This window comes from uncultured Campylobacter sp. (genome assembly GCF_938039245.1).
Lineage (GTDB): Bacteria > Campylobacterota > Campylobacteria > Campylobacterales > Campylobacteraceae > Campylobacter_A.
Map to the genome: position 1 here is coordinate 32,162 of NZ_CALHVN010000032.1, position 24,793 is coordinate 56,954.

General features: G+C 48.1%; 23 protein-coding genes. 9 read left to right on the forward strand and 14 right to left on the reverse strand.

The features are described 5' to 3' along the window. The first annotated feature begins 11 nt into the window (after positions 1–11). Both Q0218_RS05790 and Q0218_RS05795 read left to right on the forward strand, forming a co-directional pair. Positions 12–470 carry a DIP1984 family protein gene (locus Q0218_RS05790; protein ID WP_297967377.1) on the forward strand — a complete coding sequence of 153 codons (459 nt, stop codon included), beginning with the start codon at positions 12–14 and terminating at the stop codon, positions 468–470. Between the two features lie 503 nt (positions 471–973). Next, complete coding sequence (locus Q0218_RS05795; RefSeq protein ID WP_297967379.1) at positions 974–1,657, forward strand: SMI1/KNR4 family protein; 684 nt, start codon at positions 974–976, stop codon at positions 1,655–1,657. A 766-nt stretch (positions 1,658–2,423) separates the two neighbouring features. Here the strand turns inward: Q0218_RS05795 and Q0218_RS05800 are convergent. The 6 genes from Q0218_RS05800 to gmhB all read right to left on the reverse strand — a co-directional run bounded on the left by Q0218_RS05800 (position 2,424) and on the right by gmhB (position 7,537). After that, entirely contained in the window at positions 2,424–2,732 is a 309-nt protein-coding gene (locus Q0218_RS05800) for a YolD-like family protein (protein WP_297967382.1), read from the reverse strand. Then, on the reverse strand, positions 2,725–3,987 hold the full coding sequence (locus tag Q0218_RS05805; protein WP_297967384.1) for a DNA repair protein: 1,263 nt from the start codon (positions 3,985–3,987) through the stop codon (positions 2,725–2,727). Before Q0218_RS05805 ends, Q0218_RS05800 begins: the two co-directional genes overlap by 8 nt. A gap of 90 nt (positions 3,988–4,077) precedes the next feature. Continuing rightward, positions 4,078–4,644, reverse strand: a complete 567-nt coding sequence (gene gmhA, locus Q0218_RS05810) for a D-sedoheptulose 7-phosphate isomerase (protein WP_297967388.1) — start codon at positions 4,642–4,644, stop codon at positions 4,078–4,080. Further along, entirely contained in the window at positions 4,634–6,037 is a 1,404-nt protein-coding gene (rfaE1, locus tag Q0218_RS05815) for a D-glycero-beta-D-manno-heptose-7-phosphate kinase (protein ID WP_297967391.1), read from the reverse strand. Before rfaE1 ends, gmhA begins: the two co-directional genes overlap by 11 nt. Next, positions 6,030–7,016, reverse strand: a complete 987-nt coding sequence (rfaD, locus tag Q0218_RS05820) for an ADP-glyceromanno-heptose 6-epimerase (protein ID WP_297967394.1) — start codon at positions 7,014–7,016, stop codon at positions 6,030–6,032. The genes rfaE1 and rfaD overlap by 8 nt, the downstream gene beginning before the upstream one ends. Further along, a complete protein-coding gene (gene gmhB, locus Q0218_RS05825) occupies positions 7,013–7,537 on the reverse strand; it encodes a D-glycero-beta-D-manno-heptose 1,7-bisphosphate 7-phosphatase (RefSeq protein ID WP_297967397.1) in 525 nt (174 codons plus the stop codon). Before gmhB ends, rfaD begins: the two co-directional genes overlap by 4 nt. A gap of 140 nt (positions 7,538–7,677) precedes the next feature. Here gmhB and Q0218_RS05830 point away from each other — a divergent pair, with 140 nt between their 5' ends. Both Q0218_RS05830 and Q0218_RS05835 read left to right on the forward strand, forming a co-directional pair. Continuing rightward, on the forward strand, positions 7,678–7,983 hold the full coding sequence (locus tag Q0218_RS05830) for a c-type cytochrome (RefSeq protein ID WP_297967400.1): 306 nt from the start codon (positions 7,678–7,680) through the stop codon (positions 7,981–7,983). 129 nt (positions 7,984–8,112) lie between these two features. Then, positions 8,113–8,415, forward strand: coding sequence for a c-type cytochrome (locus Q0218_RS05835; protein WP_297967403.1), 303 nt, complete (start codon positions 8,113–8,115; stop codon positions 8,413–8,415). A 407-nt stretch (positions 8,416–8,822) separates the two neighbouring features. Here the strand turns inward: Q0218_RS05835 and Q0218_RS05840 are convergent, their stop codons facing one another. The 5 genes from Q0218_RS05840 to Q0218_RS05860 all read right to left on the reverse strand — a co-directional run bounded on the left by Q0218_RS05840 (position 8,823) and on the right by Q0218_RS05860 (position 14,832). After that, the gene (locus Q0218_RS05840) at positions 8,823–9,371 is read right to left on the reverse strand and encodes an NAD(P)H-dependent oxidoreductase (protein WP_297967406.1); all 549 of its coding nucleotides are present in this window, start codon (positions 9,369–9,371) and stop codon (positions 8,823–8,825) included. Between the two features lie 869 nt (positions 9,372–10,240). After that, the gene (ccoS, locus tag Q0218_RS05845; protein ID WP_122861936.1) at positions 10,241–10,453 is read right to left on the reverse strand and encodes a cbb3-type cytochrome oxidase assembly protein CcoS; all 213 of its coding nucleotides are present in this window, start codon (positions 10,451–10,453) and stop codon (positions 10,241–10,243) included. Continuing rightward, a complete protein-coding gene (locus Q0218_RS05850; RefSeq protein ID WP_297967409.1) occupies positions 10,450–12,852 on the reverse strand; it encodes a heavy metal translocating P-type ATPase in 2,403 nt (800 codons plus the stop codon). Before Q0218_RS05850 ends, ccoS begins: the two co-directional genes overlap by 4 nt. A 307-nt stretch (positions 12,853–13,159) precedes the next feature. After that, on the reverse strand, positions 13,160–13,612 hold the full coding sequence (locus Q0218_RS05855) for a hypothetical protein (RefSeq protein WP_297967412.1): 453 nt from the start codon (positions 13,610–13,612) through the stop codon (positions 13,160–13,162). A gap of 110 nt (positions 13,613–13,722) precedes the next feature. Then, positions 13,723–14,832, reverse strand: a complete 1,110-nt coding sequence (locus Q0218_RS05860; protein WP_297967414.1) for a cation diffusion facilitator family transporter — start codon at positions 14,830–14,832, stop codon at positions 13,723–13,725. Positions 14,833–14,973: 141 nt separating this feature from the next. Here Q0218_RS05860 and rho point away from each other — a divergent pair, with 141 nt between their 5' ends. Beyond that, positions 14,974–16,323, forward strand: a complete 1,350-nt coding sequence (gene rho / locus Q0218_RS05865; RefSeq protein WP_297967417.1) for a transcription termination factor Rho — start codon at positions 14,974–14,976, stop codon at positions 16,321–16,323. A 334-nt stretch (positions 16,324–16,657) separates the two neighbouring features. Here rho and Q0218_RS05870 read toward each other — a convergent pair whose 3' ends face one another. The 3 genes from Q0218_RS05870 to nusA all read right to left on the reverse strand — a co-directional run bounded on the left by Q0218_RS05870 (position 16,658) and on the right by nusA (position 21,989). Further along, positions 16,658–17,725 (reverse strand): hypothetical protein, encoded by a 1,068-nt coding sequence (locus Q0218_RS05870; RefSeq protein ID WP_297967419.1) that lies wholly within the window; start codon positions 17,723–17,725, stop codon positions 16,658–16,660. Then, positions 17,697–20,261 (reverse strand): DNA polymerase III subunit gamma/tau, encoded by a 2,565-nt coding sequence (locus Q0218_RS05875; protein ID WP_297967442.1) that lies wholly within the window; start codon positions 20,259–20,261, stop codon positions 17,697–17,699. The genes Q0218_RS05870 and Q0218_RS05875 overlap by 29 nt, the downstream gene beginning before the upstream one ends. A 627-nt stretch (positions 20,262–20,888) precedes the next feature. Continuing rightward, positions 20,889–21,989 carry a transcription termination factor NusA gene (nusA, locus tag Q0218_RS05880; protein WP_297967421.1) on the reverse strand — a complete coding sequence of 367 codons (1,101 nt, stop codon included), beginning with the start codon at positions 21,987–21,989 and terminating at the stop codon, positions 20,889–20,891. 148 nt (positions 21,990–22,137) lie between these two features. Between nusA and Q0218_RS05885 the strand changes: the two genes are divergently transcribed. The 4 genes from Q0218_RS05885 (at position 22,138) to Q0218_RS05900 (ending at position 24,755) form a co-directional block, all read left to right on the forward strand. Continuing rightward, the gene (locus Q0218_RS05885; RefSeq protein ID WP_122873392.1) at positions 22,138–22,380 is read left to right on the forward strand and encodes an HP0268 family nuclease; all 243 of its coding nucleotides are present in this window, start codon (positions 22,138–22,140) and stop codon (positions 22,378–22,380) included. Then, positions 22,377–23,690: a tRNA (N6-isopentenyl adenosine(37)-C2)-methylthiotransferase MiaB gene (gene miaB, locus Q0218_RS05890; protein ID WP_297967446.1), complete on the forward strand. Its 1,314-nt coding sequence runs from the start codon at positions 22,377–22,379 to the stop codon at positions 23,688–23,690. Before Q0218_RS05885 ends, miaB begins: the two co-directional genes overlap by 4 nt. A gap of 100 nt (positions 23,691–23,790) precedes the next feature. Beyond that, positions 23,791–24,306, forward strand: coding sequence for a lysophospholipid acyltransferase family protein (locus tag Q0218_RS05895; protein ID WP_297967422.1), 516 nt, complete (start codon positions 23,791–23,793; stop codon positions 24,304–24,306). Next, on the forward strand, positions 24,303–24,755 hold the full coding sequence (locus Q0218_RS05900) for a hypothetical protein (protein ID WP_297967425.1): 453 nt from the start codon (positions 24,303–24,305) through the stop codon (positions 24,753–24,755). The genes Q0218_RS05895 and Q0218_RS05900 overlap by 4 nt, the downstream gene beginning before the upstream one ends. The last annotated feature ends 38 nt before the right edge of the window (positions 24,756–24,793 follow it).

Sequence of the window (24,793 nt, forward strand, 5' to 3'; positions counted from 1 at the left end):
AAAGGACGAAAATGAAACTAGCCGAGGCGCTGATACTGCGCGCCGACATACAAAAACGCATCGAGCAGCTAAAATCAAGGCTTGCGGACAACGCGAAGGTGCAAGAGGGCGAGAAACCCAGCGAAGAGCCAAAGGCGCTGCTAGCCGAGCTAGACGCGCTCACAAGCGAGCTTGAGCGGCTAATCGTTCGGATAAATTTAACCAACTGTACCGCAAAGGCAGACGGCAAGAGCCTAACGGAGCTAATCGCCAAACGCGACGTACTCACGCTAAAAGCGGGAGCGCTGCGGGCTTTTGCGCAGGAGGCTGCTCAAAAAGTGGAAATTTATTCGCGCAGTGAGATTAAAATTTTAAGCACGGTCGACGTCGCAGCACTGCAAAAGCAGGTGGATGAGCTAGCAAAGCAGATCAGGCAGCTTGACACGATGCTGCAAGGCGCGAACTGGCAGACCGATCTGATTGAAAGCTAAAAGCGTTAAATTTAAATTTCGGGTAAGTATCGCAAGAGGCGAGCATGAAACCTTCCCTATAACGGAACTCTAGCGCTCGCGGAAACGGGCGCACCCTTTTTACGATTTATTTTCAGTAAATTTATAAGGGTAACGTAAATGCGCAATGTAACTACCTAATGCTGATCTAGCGATACCCAGGGCGGGAACGGGGAAATTTAAAACGAAATTTTGATTTTACGGCGCGGTTTGCGGGCTTGCCTCAAGGCCAAAGAGTAGCGCCGCGGTAAAACGCAAAATTTAACGGCGGATTTTGAGCGCGCTTGGTTTTATGACTTTTATTTGAGCCAAAAATAAGGCTCGCTGCAAGCGCTATAAATTTAAAAATCAAAACAAAGCTAAATTTAACGCGCGAGGGCTTTTAAAATACGGGTTTGCCAAGGCTAGATAATAGCGCGGTAAATGCCTAAAATTAGCCGAAAAATCGTAAAGTCGCCTAGCAAATTCGCGCGCAAGGGAGAAAAATGGAAAATTTATTACTAAAGCAGCTACGCGAGGCGTTGCCACAGGGTATGCGAGTACCAAGCGAGATTGAGGCGCTTTATACGTGGATAGAGGCAAACGGTTTTGCGAGCGACGAGGATGGGCGCAGGCGCGGCTATCTCTACCCGCAGGATCGGCTGAAGCAGAGCTGGAGCGATGATGAACGCGAGGGCGGCACGGACATCTCGTTTTTCGCCGGCGAGCCGGAGAGCAGTGATCTGGGGCTTAGCTACTGGTTTTACGGCAAGGAGCGCGAGCTAGACGCAGAGATAAAAAATAGGCTTTGCGTATTTGCAAGTAGCGGCAAAGACGGCTCGATGTGTGCGCTGTGGATGGATGATGCGGGCGAAACCAAGATCGTACATATGGGTTCTGGTTCGGGCTCGACGATGACTTGCGTTTTGACTCGTAACGGGCTTGATTTTTTACGGCTAATTGCGATAGGATACGACGAGATATGCTGGAGCGAGGCTTTTAGCTCGCCGCCAAATAGCGACGAAGACGAGCTTTTCATACATCCAAACGAGCCGTTTAAGCAGTGGGTGCGTGAGCGCTTTAAAACGACGATCCCGCAAACGGCGCTTGAGATCGCGACGCCTGCAGATATGGACGACGACGAACCTAGGGACGAATTTTTGATCTGGATAAGGAGGCTTTGGGAGTAAAATCAGGCGCTAGTTCAGCGGAGTTTTAGCCTTTGCGGATACGAAAGGCGGGTTTTTGGAGCCTTACTCCGCCTTAAAAATACGCCTAAATTCGGCCGTAAATTTAACGCTCGGACGCACAAAAACAAAGCCGCAACGAAGCGCAAATTTGGATTTAATCTAGCAAAGCCGCAAAAATCCATAAGACGCCCTGTTAATCCGCGCCCTATTAAGCACAAAAAAGGCGACGCAAAACGGCCAAATTTACGGGCACCCATCCTAGTTTGTTTAAATTTAGAGCGACTAAATTTAATGCCGGAGAGCGCTTCTTGCTAACCCTAGCGCTTGGCTTAATCTCGCAAATTTAAACGGCTCAAAATAAATCCAAAAATCAGAAACCAAGCGCAAATCTCGCCCTACCGCCGCTAGATCCGCAAACTCCTGGCCGCCGAGCCGGCCTGTTTACCTTTTGCTAGTTTTATCCTTGCGGATAAATGCCTCTTGTTTAAGCGGTTGCTTTATTAAGGCTATCTTGGGCAATAAATTTAGCACTTCTTAGGCTCGGCTGCGAATTTATCCAAAAGGGCTTTTTATAACCGCGCGCCGAGCTTTCGCAAATGCCATTTAAAGCGCCCTTGTTTCTTCAAAGCTATATTTTGTCGGCGCCTAAATTCTCGCAAACGCTTCGCACCTCACGGCAAGCACTAAACGGTATCTTGTATAAAATTTCAAAGTTATTTCATCTTCCAAAAAGCGGTCCTACGAAGCATAAATATAAAATCGCCGTTTATAAAACGACTTCAACCGCGTAAATATCGTCAAATTTGACCCTCGTTTTTACTACCGTTAGGCTCCCGTCCGCTAGATTTACGTTTGAGACTAACCCCTCTATATTAGCGTAGCCTTGCCCGTCGTGGTACGTGATTTTTACCTTGTCGGCGGGCTTTAGTTCGCTTATTTTATTTAGGATTTCTTCTATTTTTGATTCGTCAAGATCTAGCTTTTCGCTCTTTTCTCGCTCCTGCGCTTTTAGGGCTTTTTCTAAAGTAGAGAGAGGGTTAAATGAGCTAAAGATTTTGGCTCTGTCCTTATTCACCGCTTTTGTGCCCTCCTATCTTTTTATTTCTATCTCGTCCGGTGGCTTCTGGTAGCAGGTCGATAGCTCTTAGGATGGAGTTTTTGCCGTATTTTTCTTTTATCTTGTTTAGGGTTTTTAGCACCGTTTTTTCTTTTTCATTTTCTTCTTCAAAGAGGCTTCTTTCGGTTTTGCTCTCCTTTACGACGTCGTTTGCCGATATGCCGATTTGTCTGATGAGACCTGCATTTTTTATCTTTTTTAGATATAGCTCCTGCGCTGCTTCCATGAGCACGCTAGCGATATTGCTAGGCATTTTAAACCTTACCGTGGCTCTTTGCGCGGGCTCGTTTTTGTCGGCGAATTTGATATTTATCGTGAGCCCGCTAGCTCGCACTTCCTCGTTTATCATCTTTAGAGCTAGCCTATCGGTCATCTCTTTTAGCACGATTAGAGCCTCTAGCCTCTCGTAGTCTCTAGGTAAAATTTCAGAGCTAAAGTATGATTTGGTTGAGGGTTTATAGGCCTTGATATCGGCTATGGTGGTGGGCTCGATGCCGTTTGCGTGATCTAGCGCGATATAGGCGTCGATGCCAAACACTCTTTCAAGCAGACTAAAAGGCGCGTTTGCCATATCCTTCATGCAAAATATCCCGTATCGCTCAAGCTTGGCCCTAGTTTGCTTGCCTATACGCCAAAAATCATTTAGCGGCTGATGCGTCCAGAGCTTTTCTTTATAGAGCGCTTCGTCTAAAAAGGCGATATTATCCTCGCTGTGCTTAGCTAGGATATCAAGGGCGATTTTGGCTAGATATAGATTCGTCCCCATACCGCAGGTCGGCGTTACGCCAGTAGTTTTTAGGATGTCGTCCATTATCATCTTTGCCATGGCTTTTGCTTCTAGTTTATAAAATTTTAGATACGAGGTAAGGTCGATAAAGGCCTCGTCGATGGAGTAGACGTAGATGTCCTCTTTGGCGACGTATTTTAGGTAGATGCCGTAGATTTTAGCCGCGTAGTCTATGTAAAACTGCATCCTGGGCGCAGCGATGATGTATTTGATATTTTTAGGGATTTCAAACAGCCTGCATCTGTTTTTTACGCCAAGAGCCTTTAGCGCGGGACTAACGGCCAGGCACACGCTACCCTCGCCTCTAGTGGCGTCGGCGACGACTAAATTCGCCTCAAAGGGATCAAGCCCTCGCTCCACGCACTCGACCGAGGCGTAGAATGATTTTAGATCGATGACGGCGTAGGCGGGGGTTTGGGTTTTCATGTATAGTTAAATTTGCTATTGCAACAAACTTAAAAGGCGGCAAGGCAGGTTAAATTTGACTCCGCCGCCGCAAATGCTTTTAAATTTAGCCTAAAACGCATCGTCGATGGCTTGGCAGATGATATGCCCTATCATTATGTGCATCTCTTGGATGCGCGGCGTGTCGTTTGACGGCACGACCAAATTTAGCTCGCAAAGCTCGTTCATAGCGCCTCCCGTGCGGCCGCTTAGCCCGATGGTTTTGATACCGATTTTACGCGCGAGCTCGAGCGCTTTTAGCACGTTGCCGCTGTTTCCGCTAGTAGAGATCGCGATGAGCAGATCGCCCTCGCGGCCCAGAGCTTCTAGCTGACGCGAGAAAACAAACTCATATCCGTAGTCGTTGCCGATCGCCGTGAGCGCGGAAGTATCGGTCGTTAGAGCTATGCCAGCTAGCGCGCCACGCTCGGTTTTATAGCGACCCGTTAGTTCGGCTGCGATGTGCTGCGCGTCTGCAGCACTTCCGCCGTTTCCGCAAAGTAAAATTTTACCGCCCGCCTTTAGCGTCGCTACCGCCGTTTCGCAGGCTTTTTTGATGTCAGCTTCCAGCGCAAAGGTCGCCTTAATAGTGGCTAGATGTCCCTCTAGCTCGCTTTTTATCATATCTTCAGTTTTCATTTTTTATCCTTTTTATCGTCGCGCTCGTGCTTTTGCCGGCTACGAACTCCACTAGCCGCACGTCTTTTACGACGCTGCTGCCGACGACTTCTTTACCTTCGTAGTCCGCACCCTTTACGAGCACGTCGGGGCGCAGTTTTTCGATCAAATTTAGAGGCGTGAGCTCGTCAAATATCGTCACGTAATCAACCGCCCCAAGCGCCGCCAGCACGGTAGCACGGTCGGCCTGCGCGTTTACGGGGCGAGCGTCGCCTTTTAGCGCGCGCACCGAGGCATCCGAGTTTAGCCCGACGACTAGTATATCGCCAAATTCCCGCGCCTTAGCTAGATAGCTCACGTGTCCCGCGTGCAAAATATCAAAGCAGCCGTTTGTAAAAACCAGCCGCTTTTCGCCGCGGTTTGCTAGAATCACGGCTAGATCATCCGCGCTTTTGATTTTCTCCTCGAAGCCGGCCGCGTTTTTACGGCGCACGAGCTCGTTTATCTCCTCAAAGCTTGCCGTTGCCGAGCCGACCTTAGCCACGACGACTGCGGCGGCTAAATTTGCCGTCTCGATCGCCTTTTTGATACCTTCGCCCGCACCCAGCATCACGCCAAGCGTCGCTAGCACCGTATCTCCCGCGCCCGTGACGTCAAAGATCTCTTTTGCCAGAGCAGGAAATTTAACCGCCTGTCCGTCCTCCAAAAGCGCGATGCCCTCCTCCGAGATCGTAATCAGCGAATGGGTCAAATTTAGCTCGTTTTTTAGTAAATTTAGCGCCATAAAAAGCTGCTCGTCGTTTTCTATCTTAAAGCCCACTGCCTCGCCCGCTTCTTTTTTATTTGGCGTTAGTAGCGTAGCGCCCTTATATTTCGAGTAGTCCGCGCCCTTTGGATCGATGAGCACGGGTTTGCCCGCATCCGCGCATGCCTTTATGAGTTTTTGGCACAGCGCAGGCGTCAGTACGCCCTTGCCGTAGTCCGATAGCAGCGCGACGTCGTAGCTCTCTAGCGCGCGGGCGAAATTTGCCGCCAACTCGTCCTCGCACATTACGGCTTCGACGCTTTCTTTATCTATGCGCACGACTTGCTGATGCGTAGCCATCACGCGGCTTTTTATCGAGCTCGTGCGCCCTTTTTCTCTTTTTATAAACTCAGCCCTAGCACCCTGCTCGCACAATATCCGCTCGATCTCATCGCCCGTCTCGTCGTCTCCGAGCACGCTCATAACGCCGACTTTTGCGCCTAGCGAAAGTAAATTTAGCACCACGTTGCCCGCTCCGCCTAGGCGTTTGGTTTCGTTTTTTATCTTTACCACCTGCACGGGAGCCTCGGGCGATATACGCTCGCAGCTACCCCAGATGTAGTGATCGAGCATCAGATCGCCCACGACTAAAGCACGTACTTCACGCATTTATCTCTTCCTCGTATGTCCTTTTTATCTCGGCTGTATAGTCTTTTATGCCCTCTTCTAGGCTAAATTTAGGCTCGTAACCCAGAGCCTTTTTGGTCGGCTCGATATCGGCTTGCGTATGGAACTGATAGGAGCGCGCATACGGGTTTGGGATGTATTCGCAAGGCAAATTTGACCCAAACTCGCGCTGCAGTATATCCACGATCTCCTGGAAGCTTCTTGCCGTGCCCGTCGCCGCGTTATATACGCCGCTAGCAGCGTTTAGAGCGAGCAAATTTGCCCGCACGATGTCTTTTATATAGACGAAGTCGCGCTTGATTTTATCGCTACCCTCAAAGAGGCGCGGATTTTTCCCGCTCAAAATTTGCAGACCAAACTGCAGCACCATCGAGGCGGTTTTGTTTTTATAAAACTCCCTAGCGCCGTAGACGTTAAAGTATCTCAGCCCCACGACCGCTACGCCCTTTTTAGCGTATTTTCGCCCTAGATCGTCCATTTTTAGTTTTGAAAAGCCGTAAACGTTATTTGGCGCTTCGCATTCGCCGACTCTTTGCGGGCTTTTTGCGTTACCGTACGTGGCACCCGAGCTAGCGTATATCATCCTAGCGCCCGTTTTTTCGCAAATATCTAGCAGGTCTTTAAAGCTATTGAGATTAGTCCTTACGAGCTCGCCTTGCTCGGTCACCGTGGTATCCGAGATCGCGGCCTCGTGAAAGATCGCATCGGGGGCGAATTTCTCGATCATAGCTAGCGTTTTTGCGCAGTTTATGTCACCCTCGTAAATTTCGCCCGAAAATCCGAGCAAATTTTTAAAATGCCCGAAGCTTTTGAGGTTTCCGTTGCTAAATTTCTCGTCGCTTCTAAATTTATCCACGGTGAGCACTTCTACGTCTTTTAAATTTTCGTCAAAATAATGCGCCAAATTTGAGCCGATGAAGCCCGCAGCGCCCGTTATTACGACCTTTTTTATATCTTTCATATTTTTCCTTCTTTTTTTAAAAACTCTAGCGCCTCAGCCACGCTTTTTAGCCGGTCGTCCAGCTTTAAATTTATCCCGACGCCGGCACTCTGCCCCGCCTGCACGTCGCTATCCTTGTCGCCTATCATGATTGAGCGCGCAAGGTCGATGTTTAGCTCGCTTGCGGCCTTTAGTAGCATGCCCGGCTCCGGTTTACGGCAAAGGCAAAGAGCCTCCGGCGCGTGCGGACAAAAGTAAATTTTCTCTATCTTTACGCCCTCTTTTTCAAACTCGCCCAGCATAAATTTGCAAAGCTCGTCAAACTGCTCTAGCGTGTAGTAGCCTCGCCCAATGCCCGATTGATTCGTCACCACGACTAGCGCGTAGCCAGCCTTGGCAAACTCTCTCAAAGCGGCAAAAATGCCATCTTTAAAAACGAAATCCTCGCGTCTATAAACATAGCCCGCATCCTCGTTTATCACGCCGTCGCGATCAAGAAATAGCGCCTTTTGCGGCTGCGTTTTAAGCTTTGTTTTATCCATGGCGAAAATTATACAAAAAAAATCTAAATTTAACCGAAAATCGCCGCCCGCGCCGCGATAGAAACTAATGTAAAAAAATAATGTAAAATTTAGCTTTTAAGACTATAATACGCCTACAATTTTATCAAAAAGGATTGAAAATGAAAAAGTTTATCATTGTTTCAGGAGCTGCCACATTGCTAGCAGGTAGCCTATTTGCCGCCGACGGCGCAACACTTTACAACAAATGCAAAGCCTGTCACGGAGCCAAAGCCGAAAAAATGTATCTAAACAAAGTTCCTGCGCTTTCGTCTCTTTCTAAAGAAGAGATCGCTGAGGCTTTAAAAGGTTACAAAGAGGGCAGCCTAGATAAATTTAAGTCTTCTGCGATGATGAAACCTCTAGCGAAAGGTCTTAACGACGAGGATATCGCCGCTCTTTCAGAGTACATCCCTACTCTAAAATAACCCTTTTCGGCGGAGTTTCCCGCCGATTTTTCTCTCTTTGACGCTTCATTTTTGCAACTTTTTTATAATTTTAATTTTAACTTTTTAAGACTATAATCTCGTCTAAATTTCTATCAAAAAGGACGAAAAATGAAAATCTATCGCATCGCTACCGCCGTTTTGGCGCTAAATTTATCTCTATTTGCGGCTAGCGGCGAAGCCATTTACAAAAAATGCTCGGCCTGTCACGGCGAAAAAGCGGAGGTAAAATACGCAAACAAAGTACCTGCGCTAACTAGTATCGGCAAAGAAGATCGCATAAAAGCGCTACAAGGCTACAAAGACGGCTCAAACAACGTCTTTGGCATGGGCAAAGTCATGCAGCTGCACGCCAAAAACCTAAGCGACGAGGATATGGCGACTGTTAGCGAGTATATAGAAAGCCTAAAATAATCTTGCTGTTTGAGCTCGCAAATTCACCGCAAGCAGATAAAACAAGTAGCGGCAAGCATTTGCGATAATCGCGAGAGATTGTTTCGGCGCAGGTTTTATTTACTCGCTTAAATCAGGCTTTAAATTTGATTTTATACTTGCATCGAGGCGCGAAAATCGACGGATAAATTTAATACCGCAATTTCGGGCTTAAGGTTAAATTTAGGGCGCGCCTTTAAAGAAATTTAAGATACACGCCGTAGCGCTGGTTTACAAAATCGCACGCCCGTAAACGGCGACATAAAAACGCCCGTATTAATGCAAAACCGAGCTAAATTCGAGCTTTTTAGCGGTCGGCTCGGCAAAAGCGGATTTCGCAGCCAAATTCCCCGTCGCGAAATTTTAACTCGCGGTCGCAAAAGACGAGGCTAAATTTGATATTCGCCTGGGCTTAGCTCTCCTCGTAAAAGTTTACCGAAGCGCGCGGCTGCGGCATCTACGGCATCGTCGCCAAACTCGCCGGGCTCAAATCCACTGCTGATAAACGGCACGGCAAAGTCCATCCCGCAATAGTTTGCCGCGATCTTAAGCGGCGTTAAAATTTCATCCAAGCTAAAGCCGATTGCGCCTTGTTTAGAGTATTCGCCAAGCGGGGTGCTGACGCTTAGCGCAAGCTGCAAGACCTTGCCTTTAAGCGCGCCGGAACCCACCAACTCGTGCGAAAAGACGATATCGATATAGGCTTTTAGCATAGGCGGCACGTTTAGCCAGTACATCGGGTACAAAAATACGATGCGCTCTGCACTCGCTAGCGCGTCTTGCTCTGAGCTGGCGTCTATGCGTGCGATATCTAGGCCATAAAGCCCCTCCAAATGCCGCACCTTAGCGTCCACGGCGGACTTTGCTACCTGCGACAAGGCTTTGTTTACGCGAGATGCGGCGAGATTTGGGTGCGATAAAATCACAAGCGTTTTCATGTTGTTTCCTTTGTTAAAATTTGCGGAATCATATCGCTAAAAAGCTAAAAATAGATTAAGGAGGCTTGCCAGAGCGAAGCTTTTACAAGCAAGAAAGCAAAATTTACAGGATTAAAACACGCCCGCTCGGCGATTGCAGCGATTAAATTTAAACGGCTCCAAGCCGCCTAAACTCCAAGCGACGCGATGTTCCCGGTGAGCGTGCCAATCGGCCGCAAAAATATCGTTAGAGCGAGTAGATTTACGAAGGGATTTTTACAAAAGGATAAAATTTTCGCCGCCCCGCTCATTTGCGGGCAAAGGCTTTAGGCGCGAATTCGCCCCGTCCGCGCACTAGCCGTCGATAATCGCAAGCACGAATAAGAGCGTATCGCAGGCAATACCTCAAAATATATACGGCGAAATTTCGCTAAAAAGCATATTAAAATCAAAAGTCCACCGAAGCGACCCGCAAAAAAGTTGGTGGCACCGAGATTTACGGCATTACGACTATATCTAAAACCGATATGTAAAGCTGCGCCGACTTAAATTTAACGACCGCTGCGTAAAATCCGAAATTTTAAGCGCGACGGGAAATTTAACCCGCCGCCTACGAATTTTAATAACCGCGGCGAATGTAAAATGCCCGAAATTACCAGCGCTACGCAGCGACGCTCCCACGTAGCTCGTCAAATTTCACGCCGAGTCTTACCCAGGATTGAAAATTACCGCTTAAATTTGCCGTAAAAATACGCCCCATCAAATTTAAAACGCAAATTGATCCCTAAATCCAGCCCACGCTCAAAATCAAATTTCGCGGCGAATTTTACGACCCAAAATAACCAAATTTTAGCGGCAAAGTCTCGAAAAATTTGCCATAAATTTAAACCTCAATCCGGCGGCTTATAGCCCTTTTCTTTGCGGCGAAGCTCCAGCTCATAGGCATCATTTAGCGCGTCTTCGTCGTCAAATTTCGTCCCGTCCAAAAACTTTCGCTCATCGTCAAACTGCCTGGTTTTAAGCCCCCACAGCAGCGCCGCCAGCCCGCACGCGCCAAGCAGCGTCGAGACGCCGATCATCATCGCCACGACCGCCCCGCTCATCGCTCGCTCCTAGCCCGCATCGCGTTTAGAACGACCGCGACCGAGCTTAGCGACATCGAGAGCGCAGCCACTGCAGGCGCTACGTAGCCGGCCATCGCTAACGGTATCGTCACGGCGTTATAAACAAGCGAAAAGGCCAAATTTTGCCGCACGATGCGGTAGATTTTGCGCGCGAGCGCCACCGCAGCCGCGAGCGAGGCGGGGTCGTCTCTCATCAGTACGACGTCGCTTTTTGCGATACTCACGGCCGCTCCGCTACCCATACACACGGCCACGCTTGATAGCGCGAGTGCGGCGGCATCGTTGATCCCGTCGCCTACCATCAGCACGTTTCGCCCCTGCTGCGCCAGTCTCTCTACGTAGGCAGCCTTGTCCGTGGGCAGAGCGTTTGCGACCGTTTCGCCCACGCCTAGCTCCTCTGCCGCGCGCTTTGCGGCGTATTCGTTATCGCCCGTTAGCATCGCCACGCGCATGCCCGCGTTTTTTAGAGCGTCCACGCACTCCTTGGCGCCCTCTTTTAGGCTCTCTTCTAGCTCAAATACCGCCGCGATCTGCCCGCCCGCGGCGAAAAAATAGCAAGTCCCGCACACCGCTTCGCCGTCATAAAGCCCTAGCTCGCGCATAAATTTTTCGCTCCCGCCTGCTAAATTTATACCGTCAAATTTAGCCCTTACTCCACGCGCTGCGATGTTTTCAAAGCCGCTTAACTCTAAAAGTTTTAAATCTCTAAAATTTGCGCGCAGATACTCGCCAACGGCGCGGCTAACGGGATGATCCGAGCCGCTAACTAGCGAAAAAAGCGCACTTGCGTCAAATTTGCCCGCGTGCGTAAATTTACTCACCTTAAGCCGCCCGGACGTGAGCGTGCCGGTCTTGTCAAACACGGTCGTATCGCACTTGGCTAAACTTTCGATGATGCGCGCCTCTTTAAAAAGTATCCCGCGCCTAAAGCCCGCTCCAAGCGCAACGAGCGTGCTAACGGGCGTGGCAAGCCCCAGCGCGCAGGGGCACGAGATCACCACGACCGAGATCGCGACGATGAGCGCGGCAGAGAGCTCGCCCGTACGCCAGAACCAAAACGCAAACGTCGCTAGAGCTAGCGCCGTGATAGCAGCCGAAAACCTCGCCGCGATAGCGTCTGCGAGCGCTTGGATTTTAGGCTTTTTGGCTGCGGCGGTTTCTAGTAGATTTATGATACGGGCTAGCACCGACTCGCTAAAGACGGCGCCGACCTTATAAACCAGCGTGCCGTCCACGCACACGGAGCCGCTTTTTATCTCGTTTTCACCATCTTTTGCGCTAAGATACACTGGCGCGCTCTCGCCGCTAAGGCTCGAGAGATCAAAGCTCGCCGCGCCGCTGATGGCGACGCCGTCAAGTAGCACGCGCTCGCCGACTCGCACGACTACGAGTTCGCCCACGCGCACCTCCTGCGCGCTTTTTATGGTTATTTCGTCGCCGTTTTTGACGCTAACGGAGTTTAAATTTAACGAGTTTAGATTATCAAGCGTGTCGGCAGCCTTTTTCTTGCTCAAGATTTCTAGATATTTGCCGATAAATACGAAGGTGATTATCATCGCAACCGAGTCGAAATACGTCTCGCCGCGCCTAGAAAACATCGCGTATATCGAGAAAATATAAGCCGCGAGCGTACCCGTGACGATGAGGCTATCCATGTTTTGCGTTTTGTTTTTTAGCGCCGCCCAAGCACCCCTAAAAAACCCGCTTCCCGTATAAAAAAGCACCGGCGTAGAAAGGATAAATTCGGCGAAATTTATGATAGAGCGCACATCGGCGCGCATGCCCGTGAAGTAGCCGCCGTACTGCGCGACGGCCAGCCACATGATGTTCATCGTGCAAAATATCCCCACAAGCAGCCGCGCGTAAAATTCGCGCCTCTGCCCCGCAAGTCTGTGCTCCTGAGCCTGCGCGTCGTATGGGTAGGGCTCGTAGCCGATAGAGCGGATGAGGGCGAAAATTTGGGCCAAATTTACCTCGTTTTCGTCCCAGACGATGAGGGCTTTATTGTTAACCGAGTTTATATTTACCTCTAAAATTCCCTTTTGCGCAAATAAAACCTTCTCGTTTAGCCAGACGCAAGCCGAGCAGTGAATGCCCTCTATGATGAGCGAGATTTTATTAAATCCGTTCTCGTTTTTGACGTAGTTTTGATAAATAGCCGCGAGGTCTTCCTGCGACTTTTGCGCCGCGTTTTTTGCGTTTAGGGCTGGATTTAGCGTAGTTTTACCGAGCCTTTCGTAAAACTCATTAAGTCCGCTTGCGTTAAGTATCTCGTAAACTCCCGCGCACCCCTCGCAGCAAAACAGCTCCCCGCCGCGCTCTATCAGCGCCTCGCGCTCAAATTCGCCCCTGCAATGCGCGCACTTAAATTTGCCCATAAATTACTTTTTTCTTTAGTTTTAAGATTTTAGATTATACGTAAAATTTCTAAAGCCTCGCTTGATTTTGCAAGCTTTGGCGCGGATTTTGCTTGCGTCTGAATTTGACGGCAAATTTGAGAAGTTTTGCTCACGCATAGACGTAACCGTAAATTTGATCAGATTTAGCCAAAACTCGCATTTTGAAAACGCTAGTAAATTTGCAACCGAGCTTTTTAACACTCACAAATTTTGGCCTCGAATTATACCCATAACCGCTCTTTGGAAACTTGTAGTAATATAAATGACATCTTGAGCGCTAAATTTACTACTTTTGCTCTCTTTTTAGCAAGCGAGCTATTGTGACTATAAAAAGTATTTGAGCTAAAAATATGCCAACCCCTTGAGCAGTAACAAAATCCCCTCGCCGTGCCCCGACCGCAAACGGGAGTATCGCACCCAAAATAAGCGCCAAAATAATCGTCGCAGTAGCAGGCAAAAACAAATCTATGAAAAATTTTGCAATTTCGTCAAAATAACTTAGCCGCTTATAAAGCACTGCGCACACGCCGCTAAAAAATATCCAAAAACCAACCAAATAAGCGATATTTAGCTCAAGCCAATCAAGCGGATCGCCTAAATCGCCGAGAGGATCGGCATCTCCTGCCGGATTATACTCTGTAAAAAGCACAAGCTCTACCGCGCTAGTCGTAAGCCCGTAGATACTCATAAAGCAAAAACTCATCGAAAACGCACAAGTCAAAATTTTTAAAAACGCCATTTTTCTCACGATTAGATTAAAATTTTTACGCTCTAGTTTTTATATTTTTAAAGCCGCACGATTATAACATATTAAAGCGCCTTAACCGCTACCGAATTTATCCCCGAATCTCACGCAAACTCCCTATCTATCACGATGAAAATTTTATACCCGGGAAAGCTTAGCGATATCTCGCGCTCTATCTCGGAGCGTAGCCGGCTTAGATTTTTCTCGGTAAAATCTACCACCACGTCAAACCTCACGCTCTTTTTCTTAGTATCTATAAAAAACGCGTGAAATCCGCGCACGCTGCTAAATCGTGAGAGTAGATTCGCCACGCAGGCGCAGCTTTGTTCCTGTCCTAAATTTACGCTATAAACGCCGAAAACCAGATAAATCCTGTAAATTTTATAAATCTCGATTTGAAGCTCGTTTAGCCTCTGCGAAACCTCGCTAAGCGGCAAATGCTCGTCTATCTCGACGTTTACCGAGCCGACGTATCGCTGCGCGCCGTAGTTGTGAAGTATCAGGTCGTATGCGCCGCGTACAATCTCGCAGCGATTTACGGCGGCGTAAATTTCGTCGCTGATCTCCTTTTCGACGCGCTGGCCGATGATTTTATCAAAAGTTTCTTTTATCAAAAGTACGCCGTTTATGATAATAAAAAGCGACGCCAAAGCACCCGCATATCCGTCTATCTGGATGTCGGCGAAGTACGAAAGCGCAGCCGAAACCAAGATCACGCACGATATGATCGCATCGCCCAAAGCCTCCTGCCCTACGGCCCTAAGCGAGATAGATTTGGTCTGTTTGCCGATCTTTTTGTAGTAAAAGCCGAGCGCAAATTTGACGAATATCGCGCAAAATAAAAACGCTAAAAACGGCATCGTAAAAGTAGTAGGCTCAGGTGCAAAAATATTTTCGACCGAAGTTTTTAGAAACTGAAATCCCAGCATCAACACGATGACCGAAACGATAAGACCGCCGATATACTCGGTCCTGCCGTAGCCGTAGGGGTGGTCTTCGTCGGGCATCTTGCTAGCTAGCTTTGAGCCAAATATCGTGATGATACTTGAGCCTGCATCGCTAAGGTTATTTACGGCGTCTGATATCAGCGCGACCGAGTTTGAGACCATAGCGATAAAGATTTTCGCTCCGGCCAAGAAAAAATTCGTAACTATGCCGATAAGCGCGGTTTTTATTATCATTTTTTCACGCTTGCCGTCTTTAAAATCCATCATGTTGAGATTCCTTTTCATTTTTGGCGTATTATACCGCTTCTTGACATCAAAGCCAAAATTTTATAAAATGCGGGCTTTCAAAACTTCTTTTGAAACTTAAATTTATCTACAAAATTATTCCGTAATTTTAAAGAGGACACGATGGAAAATAACGCAACCCAGCCTGCAAATTCGGCGCAGGAAAATCAAAAAACGACCAAAAAATATCCAAACTCGCGCACTCATATCCCCGTCGACGGCCACAAAATCGAAGAACTAAGGATGCTAAGCTTAGACGAGCTAGTGCAAATAGCAAACAGCGTTGGCGTCGAAAATCCGCGCGAATTTCGCAGACAGGATTTGATATTTGAGATACTAAAAGCCCAAACTAAACAAGGCGGATTTATACTTTTTACGGGCATTTTAGAGATTATGCCAGACGGCTACGGCTTCTTGCGCTCGGTAGACGCAAACCTCAGCGACAGCTCAAACGACGCCTACGTCTCAAACTCTCAAATTCGCAAATTTGCCCTGCGCGTAGGCGACATCGTGACGGGCCAGGTGCGCGAACCAAAAGATCAGGAAAAGTACTACGCCCTGCTAAAAATCGAAGCGCTAAACTATATGCCGCTAATCGAGGCTAAAGAGCGCCCGCTGTTTGACAACCTAACCCCGCTTTTCCCGACGGAAAAACTTCGCCTCGAATACGACCCGATGAAGCTAACGGGCCGCGTGCTCGATCTCTTTACGCCTCTTGGCAAGGGTCAGCGCGGCCTCATCGTAGCTCCTCCTAGAAGCGGTAAAACCGAGCTTATGAAAGAGCTAGCCCACGGCATCGCGCGCAACCACCCCGAGTCGCATCTCATGGTCTTGCTCGTAGACGAGCGTCCAGAAGAGGTCACCGACATGCAGCGCTGCGTAAAGGGAGAGGTATTTAGCTCGACGTTTGACCTGCCTGCGATGAACCATGTACGCGTCGCCGAACTCGTCATCGAAAAGGCCAAGCGCCTCGTAGAAATGGGCAAGGACGTCATCATCCTGCTTGATAGCATCACCCGCCTGGCGCGCGCGTACAACACCGTAACTCCGCCAAGCGGCAAGGTGCTAACCGGCGGCGTGGACGCAAACGCCCTGCATAAACCTAAGCGCTTTTTCGGCGCGGCGAGAAATATCGAGCACGGCGGCAGCCTCACCATCATCGCAACCGCGCTCATCGACACGGGCTCGCGTATGGACGAGGTGATTTTTGAGGAGTTTAAAGGCACCGGCAACAGCGAGATCGTGCTAGATCGCAACATCTCCGACCGCCGAATTTACCCGGCCATCAACGTACTAAAATCAGGCACTAGAAAAGAAGAACTACTGCAAAAACCCGACGAACTGCAAAAGATCTGGGCTATCCGCTCGGCGATTGCGACGATGGACGACGTAGAGGCGCTTAAGTTTTTATACGCCAAGATGCTAAAAACTAAAGATAACAAAGAGTTGCTTTCGATATTAAACGAGTCGTAAATTTGCGCCCTTTGGGCTAAATTCGACAGTTCATCTTGATCTTGCGCGCGAGTCTTTCACGGCTCGCCGACCTGTTTTAAAACTCTCTAAAATTTATAAATTTACCAAGCCCTCTCCGCTTAAATTTACGCCTGTAACGGTGGACTATCTAAGCGCCAAAATTTAATGCAGCTTTTTAAATTTGCTTTAGCTTTCGTCGTCAGTAGCTTCTCGCATCTTATGCTAAATTTACGAGACTAGCCGCTTTATGCGCGCTTTGCTTTTTTTGTTTAAAATTTACTGCGCCGCCGAGCAATGCCGCTCTACTTTTATCGCCGCGACGGATTTGCAAATTTTACCGCCCGCTGCTTTTAAAGAATTCCTCTATCATTTTTTGATTACATTTTTCTATCGAGGTAGTCTTGTTTTTATTGCACATCCAAAACGGACCGCCGGATTCCGGACCCAAAGCGTTAGTGAGGGCCTGAATCAGCCAAGAGTGGTAGAATTCGTAGATGTATGTATTGTCGGCTAGTATCTTGCCCGTATTTCTGTCTTTTATTAGTCCGCCGTAGTTAAATCCCATGTCTATTATCTTATCAAACATAGTTTTTATATCGGGCTTTTGTTCTAAGAGATGATACGAATCTTCCACTACGAGCTCGACAGACGCTATCTCATCTTCATTGATTTCTTTGCGAGCTACGCATTTGTCTTTGTAAATTTGCTTAAGATCTTTTATATTGTATTTTATGTAGCTTAATATTTTAGACGGTTTTATATCTATCGTCGAGGCGTTTCTATCATCGAGTAACGATTTTATCTCTCTGATTATTTTATCCTCGCTTTCATGATTTGATTGCAGTTGATTAAAAAATATATTTAATTCTTCATACGTTATCGGGATACTCTTTAAAAAGCCTCTTGTGCTTAACTTGGCTGATAAAAAGCACTCTTTTGCAGTATAGTCATCCAGATAAATTCTAAAATATTTACCGTTTGTGACAGGGTTTTTACTTTTTTCTTTGTAGTCTATAAAATTTACGTAGCCGTTTATCAAAGATATGAAATTCGCATCAGTCGTATTTATGGGGAAATTTAGCCAATTGGTTGGATCTATCAAAGGAAAAGCACTTCTATTCCATTCGACTATTTCTCTTTCTCCTGCATAATATCCTCTGCTAGTTGGGTTTTCGTAGACATTGATCTTTCCGTATAAATTTCCGTAGTAATGAAAAATAGCCGAGGTTATAAACCCGTCTGCGAAAAATACCATAAACCAAACAAAAAGCCAAAGCAGTTTGCGTTTGCCTTTGGGGGCGATTAAAGCGACAAAGAAGCTTACGATTAGAAAAATGAGTGCGATTAGAAGTGTTGCGGCGTTGTGCATATCATCAAATATCCAAAACTTCAGGCTCGCCAAACAGTCGTTTGGCTTCTTTTAAAACCGCCTGATTTTTTGCAGCTTTAGGATCGGCTTGGGTTTTTGTAGCTAAATTTGGCGTAGGATTTTGAGCGTTCAAATTTGCCTCGCTTGATGACGAGTCGTCAAAATTCGCTTCGCCTTGAAGCTCGTCGTCGATTAAATTTGCCGTATCTAAATTTTGCCTTGCGGTAGCGCTTATGGGCTCGCTAGCGTCTTGTTCAAAGGGTGCGGCGATACCCTCATAGTCCGCCGCCTCGCTAAGCATCTCGCTCACATCGTCCGGATCAAACGGCGGCTCGCCGTAGCTTGTCGTTTGTGGCGCACTGTTTTGGTTAAATTTAGCGGTAGCGCTTGGTTTTTGCGGCGTTTTTGCGGCGTTTTGACTCTCCAGCCGCCTTAGCTCGTCGTCTAAAAAAGCCAGATCTGCCCCTGCTAGGGCGCCGTCATCGGTCTTAAATTTCAGCGAATACGCCTCATGAAAATCGTGCGTGTCGTCGCGCATCCCCTCAAAATCGGGCGCAAATTTAGGCTCGGTCGATTGATCTAAACCAGCCTGCGTTTGCGAGTTTTTCGTCAAATTTGCCGCATTTTCGTTTAAATTTAAGGGCTCGGTTTCACCCATAGGCAAGTCGCTTGCCGTTTGCAAAATATCCGCTTGCGTTTGCGGCGTCAAATTTTCCGCTTGCTTGTCCTGCTCGCCGCTTTTAAATTCGGCGCCCAAATTTTGCTCCGAGGACGTAGCTACACCCTTTTCGCTACCGCCTGCAAACAAATTTCCGGTCAAATTTGAGGGCTCTTGCGCTTGGGCGTTTTGATTTGGATTTTCCGACGCGTCGTCCGCGTCAAATTTAGCGCTCTCATGGTTTGACGGAGTTTGGGCGTCATTAAATTTAACCTCACCGCCGCGCTCATCGTCCAAATTTGCCGCGCTTTTCGCCGTCAAATTTTCCGCCGCGTCCTTTTGCTCTGCGCCCCTTATTTCGGGGCTTTGCTTGGGGGTTATCTTTATCTTTGCGCTCTCGCCGAAAAGACTGCGCAAAATCTGCAAAATCACCTTCGAGCTCTCGCGAAGCCGCCTCTGATCCTCGCCGGCCGCACTCGAGGCTAGACTCATGCAGCCGCCCGAAAAGTCCAAAAACTCGATGCAGTTTTTAAAGCACTCGCCAAGATCAAAGCTGCGGTCGTAAATTTTGGCCAAAAACGCCTCATAAGCTGGATTTTGAGTTTTCGCGCCGCCGGTTTTGCCGCCCGGCTCTTGAGACGCTTGAGCGCTTAAATTTTGCTCCAAAGCCGCGTCGTTTTGCGAGGCGAGTTTAGCAGAGTTTGCGCCCGTCAAATTTGACCCGTCCGTAGAGGCTAAAATTTGACCCGTTCGCGCAGGAGCCCTAAATTTAGCCGCTTCGCCTCGTCCGCCAGCAAAATTTGACGCCGCACGAGAAGTGCTAAAATCAGCCGAGTGCGCCTGCGAATCCGCAAATTTTTCCCTCGCATCCACGGCTATCATCTCGTCGATCGATTTTAGATTTATCGCCTCGATCATCATAAAAAGCATCACGCCAAGCACGAATCCGCCGTCGCTGCTGACGCTTAGCATCGAGCGCGCCTGCGAGAGGATCCTAAAAAATCTCTCGTACAAAAGCAGCGAGTATTTCGGACTCTGCGCGAGAAAATTCGCCTTGAGATTTGCCGTTATCTCGTCTATCACCATCTCGGCGTCGTAGCTCTCCAGCTGCGCTACCGCCGCGCTTACGGCCGATTTGTCGCCGCTCATAACGAGCGCCAAGATCTCCTCTATGCGCTGCGGATCAAGCAGCCCTAGCATCTGCGCGACGGCGCTTTGCGTGAGCTCGCCTTTGGCGTAGATGATGGCCTGATCTAGCAGCGTGAGAGTATCGCGCAGCGAGCCAGCGCCGCTACGAGCGAGGATCTCGAGAGCCTCTTTTTCGTGCGGGACGTTTTCGCGGTTTAGGATAAAGTCAAGATGCGCAACGACGTCCGGGCGCGAGATCTGGCGAAATCTAAAATGCTGCGTGCGCGATAGCACCGTAGCCGGGAGCTTGAGCGGATCGGTCGTGGCCAGGATAAATTTGACGTAGGGCGGCGGCTCCTCGAGCGTCTTTAGCAGCGCGTTAAACGCGGGCGTGGAGAGCATGTGCACCTCGTCGATGATAAAAATCTTAAAGCGCGCGATCGCCGGAGCGTACTTGGTCTGCTCGATGAGGCCCTTTATATCGTCGATACCGCGGTGGCTGGCCGCGTCCATCTCGATGATATCGATATGGCGGCCTTCGTTTGCGGCGATGCAGTTGGCGCACTGCTCGCAGGGCCGGCTAGTCGGGCCGCGATCGCAAACCAGCGCCTTTGAAAATATCCTAGCGCTTGATGTCTTACCGCTACCGCGAAGCCCCGAAAAAAGGTAGGCGTGAGTGAGGCGGTTCTCGTCCAGAGCGTGCGTGAGGCTGGTGCTGACGGCCTCCTGTCCTACGAGTTCGCTAAAATTTCGCGGTCTATATCTAAGCGCTAATGCTTGCAACACGGATTTTTCCTTAAATTTAAGATGGGATATTCTACTTTTTTTTGGATAAAAATTTAATATATTACGGCTCAGCGCGTCGCGAGGCGGGATAAATTTAGGCAAGGAAATTTGCCAGCAAGCGCGAATCCGTCGCATGCGGGTATCAGGCGGGCAAATTTGGCGCGCGCTGCTGCTTGCGATAAACCGCGATAAATTTAACGCAAAATAGCCCAGCCCAAACGCCACCAAATCTAGCCGCGGCTATTTTGGTAATTTGGCGATTTTTGCTATAATCGCGCGAAAATGAAATTCAAAAAAAGGGAGAAAATGAGAAAAGTTATATTGTGCGCGGTTGTTTTGGTATTTGGATTTTTAGCTGCGGGTTGCGAGAGGAACGACTACCAGCACCCGATGTACCGCTCTACTAAAAATAAATAACTCCAAATCAGGCGGTTACTCGCCGCCTTAATCTTAAATTTATCTCGCTAACGTTTTATAAATTTTGACGCACTAAAATAAAAAAGCGGCAAATTTTAGCAAACGAAAAGGACCAAATTTGAGCTAAATTTATTTACTCATTTGATCCCGGTGCTGCGCCCTAAATTTACCGCACCAAACACATGCGACCAAGGGGCTCAAATTTGGCTACAGATCGCCAAACAGCGCTTTTAGATCCTTCGCGTTTTCGTCTTTGCTCTCGCCTCTAGCGCCTAGCTCGTTTAGCTCGATCTCATAGCCCGTTAGCATGCTAGCTAGCCTGATATTTATGCCGCTTTTGCCGATAGCCTTGCTCTTTTGCTCGGTTACTAGGCTCACGACGGCTTTGTTGTTCTCGCCGATTTTAACAGAGCTGATGATCGCCGGCGCCATCGCTCGCGTGATGAGGATAGTAGGCTCGGCCGAATACTCGATCGCGTCGATATTTTCGCCGTTTAGCTCCTTTGTGACGGCATTTATACGCACGCCTCTAGTTCCCACGGTCGCGCCCACGGGATCGACGTTAGGCGAGGTAGCTACGAGCGCTACTTTGGCGCGTTCGCCCGGGATTCTGGCACTTGCCGCGATCAGCACGAGACCGTCTTTGATCTCGGGTACTTCGGCTTTTAACAAGGCTTCGAGGAATTTTGGCGACGTGCGGCTTAGCTCGACCTTGATGCCCATAGATTTGTCGATATAGACGCTTTTTATGACGGCTTTTACGACGTCGCCAGGCTTAAATTTCTCGCCTTTTATGCGGTTTTTGCGCGGCATCACGGCTCGTAGCTCGTCTATCTCGATAAAGGTATTTTCATCGCTATCCACGCGCGTGACAGAGCCGAAAACCATGTGGCCGACCATGTCTTGATATTTTTGGAAGATTTTTTCCTCCATCAAGCGCTGGATGTGGTACTCAAGCTCCTTGTGAAGCGTCTGCGCGGCGGTGCGGCCGAGGTTGTCAGTAGATAGCTCGTAGGTTAGCTCGTCGCCGATATCTACTCCGCTATCGACCTTTCTAGCCTCTTTTAGGCCTATAAAATGTTCGTTATCCTCGGCCAAGCGCTCGTCGTCGTCCTCTACGACGGTGATTTTTTGATATAGATGAAGAGTCTTGGTAGCATTATCTATAACCGCGTCGTATTCGTAGTTTTCGCCGTAAATTTTCTTTGCGGTGTTGATAATGGCTCTTATGACGCGCTCTTTTACGTCTTCGATTTCAAGCCCTTTTTCATTTGCGATAGATTCTATGATATCCGCTATTTTTTCCATATTATTTTTGCTCCGTTATTTATTTTTTGGGGAATTTTTGAGTTAGACGGGTATTATACAAGCTTTATACTTTTAAGAAGTTTAATGCGTTTTTTAAGATGTTTTTGCTATATTCACAGATTAAATTAAAGATTTCAAAGGATTAAAGATGGAGCTAAAACTCGCTAGAACGCAACTTGACGCCAAACCAAAAACGATCTCTCTTGAAAAAATCGAAGCGGCATTTGCCAAAGATCCGCAACAAATTTTCTATTTCGACAGAGAAAACAGCCACAAACAACTCATCGCTTTGGTCGAATTTTTCGAGGAAAAGGGCCTTAGCGTCTATCACCGCACCGTTCGCTACGGCCTAGACGAAAACGACTACATGTACGAAGTGCATATTTTATAAGGCGAGTTTTGAGCAAAAAGGTATTTATCCAAACGCTAGGATGCGCTATGAACGTCCGCGACAGCGAGCATATCGTCGCCGAACTAAAAGAAAAGGAAAATTACGATTTAACGGACGATATCTCCGAGGCCGACCTCATCCTCATCAATACCTGCTCGGTGCGCGAAAAGCCCGTGCATAAGCTTTTTAGCGAAGTCGGAAGCTTTGAAAAAGTAAAAAAAGCGGGCGCAAAAATCGGCGTTTGCGGCTGCACGGCAAGCCATCTGGGAAGTGAAATTTTTAAACGAGCGCCTTACGTGGATTTCGTTTTAGGCGCGCGAAACGTCAGTAAAATTTCAGCCGCGGTTAAGACGCCTAAATTTATCAGCACCGACATAAATCACGACGAGAGCGAGTACGCATTCGGCGAATTTCGCGGCTCGCCGTATAAAAGCCACATAAATATCTCGATCGGTTGCGATAAAAAATGCACCTACTGCATCGTCCCGCACACCAGAGGCGACGAGATCTCGATCCCTGCAAATTTGATCCTGCGCGAAGTAAAAAAAGCCGCCGAGGGCGGAGCCAAGGAGATTTTCTTACTCGGACAAAACGTAAACAACTACGGCAAGAGATTTTCGGGCGCGCACGAGAAGATCGACTTTAGCGACCTGCTCGTAAAGATCAGCGAGATAGAGGGCGTCGAGCGCATACGATTTACCAGCCCGCATCCGCTTCATATGGACGATAAATTTTTAGAAATCTTTAGTCAAAATCCCAAAATTTGCAAATCTATGCACATGCCGCTTCAAAGCGGAAACACCAAAGTCCTGCGCGAGATGAAGCGCGGCTACACCAAAGAGTGGTTTTTAGATAGAGCCGCTAAACTGCGCGCGATGTGTCCAAATGTTAGCATCTCAACCGACATTATAGTGGCGTTTCCTGGAGAGAGCGAAGAGGAGTTTGAGGACACGATGGACGTGCTGGAAAAGGTGCGTTTCGAGCAAATTTTTAGCTTTAAGTATTCGCCTCGCCCGATGACTAAAGCGGCGGAATTTACCAATCAAATCCCAGAGGCCGTCGCAAGCGCCCGCCTAACCCGCCTACAAAGCCGCCACAACGAAATTTTAGACGAAATCGTCGCGGCACAAAAAGGCAAAATTTTCGACGTATATTTTGAGGAGCTTCGCGCCAACGGCGGCGTCGCCGGCAGGAGCTTTAATAACTTCCTCGTTCAAGTCGCGGGCAGCGAAGAGCTGCTAGGCAAGACGCTAAAAGTGCGCGTGAACGACCCAAAGAGAATGGTGCTTTACGGTGAGCTCGTGGGCTAAATTTAAACGAAGCGTTTTTATAAATTTAGCCCCGCGCATTATCTATTTTTTTATTTGGATTATATTTTTAACCTGCAAAAAGAACTTTTCTAAGACAAATTTGACGAACGAGCCCTGCGTCGTGCTGTTTTGGCACGGCAGGCTAGCGCTAATGAGTTTTGCCTACATACACTGGTGGAGAAACGGCCAAAATCCGCAAAGACGCGCCAAAGTTATGATAAGCGACCACAAAGACGGCGAGATCATAGCGCGCGTGATTTCGTTTTTCGGTATCGGCGCCATCAGAGGCAGTAGCTCAAAAGGCGCGGTAAAGGCTCTCGCGCAAAGCTTTAGAGAGCTAAAAAGCGGCACCGACGTCATCATAACCCCGGACGGCCCGCGCGGCCCGTATCACAGCGTCGCCGACGGTGCAGTCGTCATCTCGCAAAAGCAAAATGCGCAAATACAAATTTTAAACTACGAAGCGAGTAAATTTTGGCAGCTAAAAAGCTGGGATAAAATGATAATCCCAAAGCCTTTTAGCAAGATTTCTTACATGCTCTCGCCTCCTTTTAGCGTGACGGACATGGCGCTAGAAGATGCAAGGGAGCTAATAAAAAAGGAGATGGAAAAATGAGCTCAAAGACCGTGGTTTTGTCTATCGGGGCACTTTTGGCGGCCGCTTTTATCTCGTTTATCACGCTTAGTCCGTCTTATAAAAACGCGCTTGGAGCCAAATTTTACTACGAAACGGGCGATTATGAAACCGCCTATAAACTTTCTAGCTCCGCTTATCACAAAGACGTCTACAACAAACTAGCCCACACCGTGATGGTGCAAAGCGAAATCTCGCAAAAATACGCCACCTATATCGCCCGCTCAAACGGCTATCTAGAAAATATCCAAAAAATAAGCAAATCAGGCAAAATAAGCAAAGCCAATCTGGATAAAATCCGCATGATGTGCGATATCGCCGTGAGCGACTATAAAGAACTAAAGCCGTCGAATTTGGTCGATGCGGATCTGCAAGAAGAGGCGATACGGATAAGAGATAAATTTTTAACCTTGCAAACGGAGCTATTTTAATTATATTTAATAACATTTTAGATATGATAAAAAATCGT

Bases quoted from the DNA above. Each gene is read 5' to 3' on its own strand.
- Q0218_RS05860 (WP_297967414.1), bottom strand. From the start codon at position 14,832: ATGATGGATTTTAAAGACGGCAAGCGTGAAAAAATGATAATAAAAACC.
- ccoS (WP_122861936.1), bottom strand. From the start codon at position 10,453: ATGAGCGGGGCGGTCGTGGCGATGATGATCGGCGTCTCGACGCTGCTT.
- rho (WP_297967417.1), top strand. From the start codon at position 14,974: ATGGAAAATAACGCAACCCAGCCTGCAAATTCGGCGCAGGAAAATCAA.
- Q0218_RS05900 (WP_297967425.1), top strand. From the start codon at position 24,303: ATGAGCTCAAAGACCGTGGTTTTGTCTATCGGGGCACTTTTGGCGGCC.
- Q0218_RS05835 (WP_297967403.1), top strand. From the start codon at position 8,113: ATGAAAATCTATCGCATCGCTACCGCCGTTTTGGCGCTAAATTTATCT.
- Q0218_RS05840 (WP_297967406.1), bottom strand. From the start codon at position 9,371: ATGAAAACGCTTGTGATTTTATCGCACCCAAATCTCGCCGCATCTCGC.
- Q0218_RS05830 (WP_297967400.1), top strand. From the start codon at position 7,678: ATGAAAAAGTTTATCATTGTTTCAGGAGCTGCCACATTGCTAGCAGGT.
- Q0218_RS05790 (WP_297967377.1), top strand. From the start codon at position 12: ATGAAACTAGCCGAGGCGCTGATACTGCGCGCCGACATACAAAAACGC.
- gmhA (WP_297967388.1), bottom strand. From the start codon at position 4,644: ATGAAAACTGAAGATATGATAAAAAGCGAGCTAGAGGGACATCTAGCC.
- rfaE1 (WP_297967391.1), bottom strand. From the start codon at position 6,037: ATGCGTGAAGTACGTGCTTTAGTCGTGGGCGATCTGATGCTCGATCAC.
- Q0218_RS05805 (WP_297967384.1), bottom strand. From the start codon at position 3,987: ATGAAAACCCAAACCCCCGCCTACGCCGTCATCGATCTAAAATCATTC.
- Q0218_RS05850 (WP_297967409.1), bottom strand. From the start codon at position 12,852: ATGGGCAAATTTAAGTGCGCGCATTGCAGGGGCGAATTTGAGCGCGAG.
- gmhB (WP_297967397.1), bottom strand. From the start codon at position 7,537: ATGGATAAAACAAAGCTTAAAACGCAGCCGCAAAAGGCGCTATTTCTT.
- Q0218_RS05855 (WP_297967412.1), bottom strand. From the start codon at position 13,612: ATGGCGTTTTTAAAAATTTTGACTTGTGCGTTTTCGATGAGTTTTTGC.
- nusA (WP_297967421.1), bottom strand. From the start codon at position 21,989: ATGGAAAAAATAGCGGATATCATAGAATCTATCGCAAATGAAAAAGGG.
- Q0218_RS05795 (WP_297967379.1), top strand. From the start codon at position 974: ATGGAAAATTTATTACTAAAGCAGCTACGCGAGGCGTTGCCACAGGGT.
- Q0218_RS05885 (WP_122873392.1), top strand. From the start codon at position 22,138: ATGGAGCTAAAACTCGCTAGAACGCAACTTGACGCCAAACCAAAAACG.
- rfaD (WP_297967394.1), bottom strand. From the start codon at position 7,016: ATGAAAGATATAAAAAAGGTCGTAATAACGGGCGCTGCGGGCTTCATC.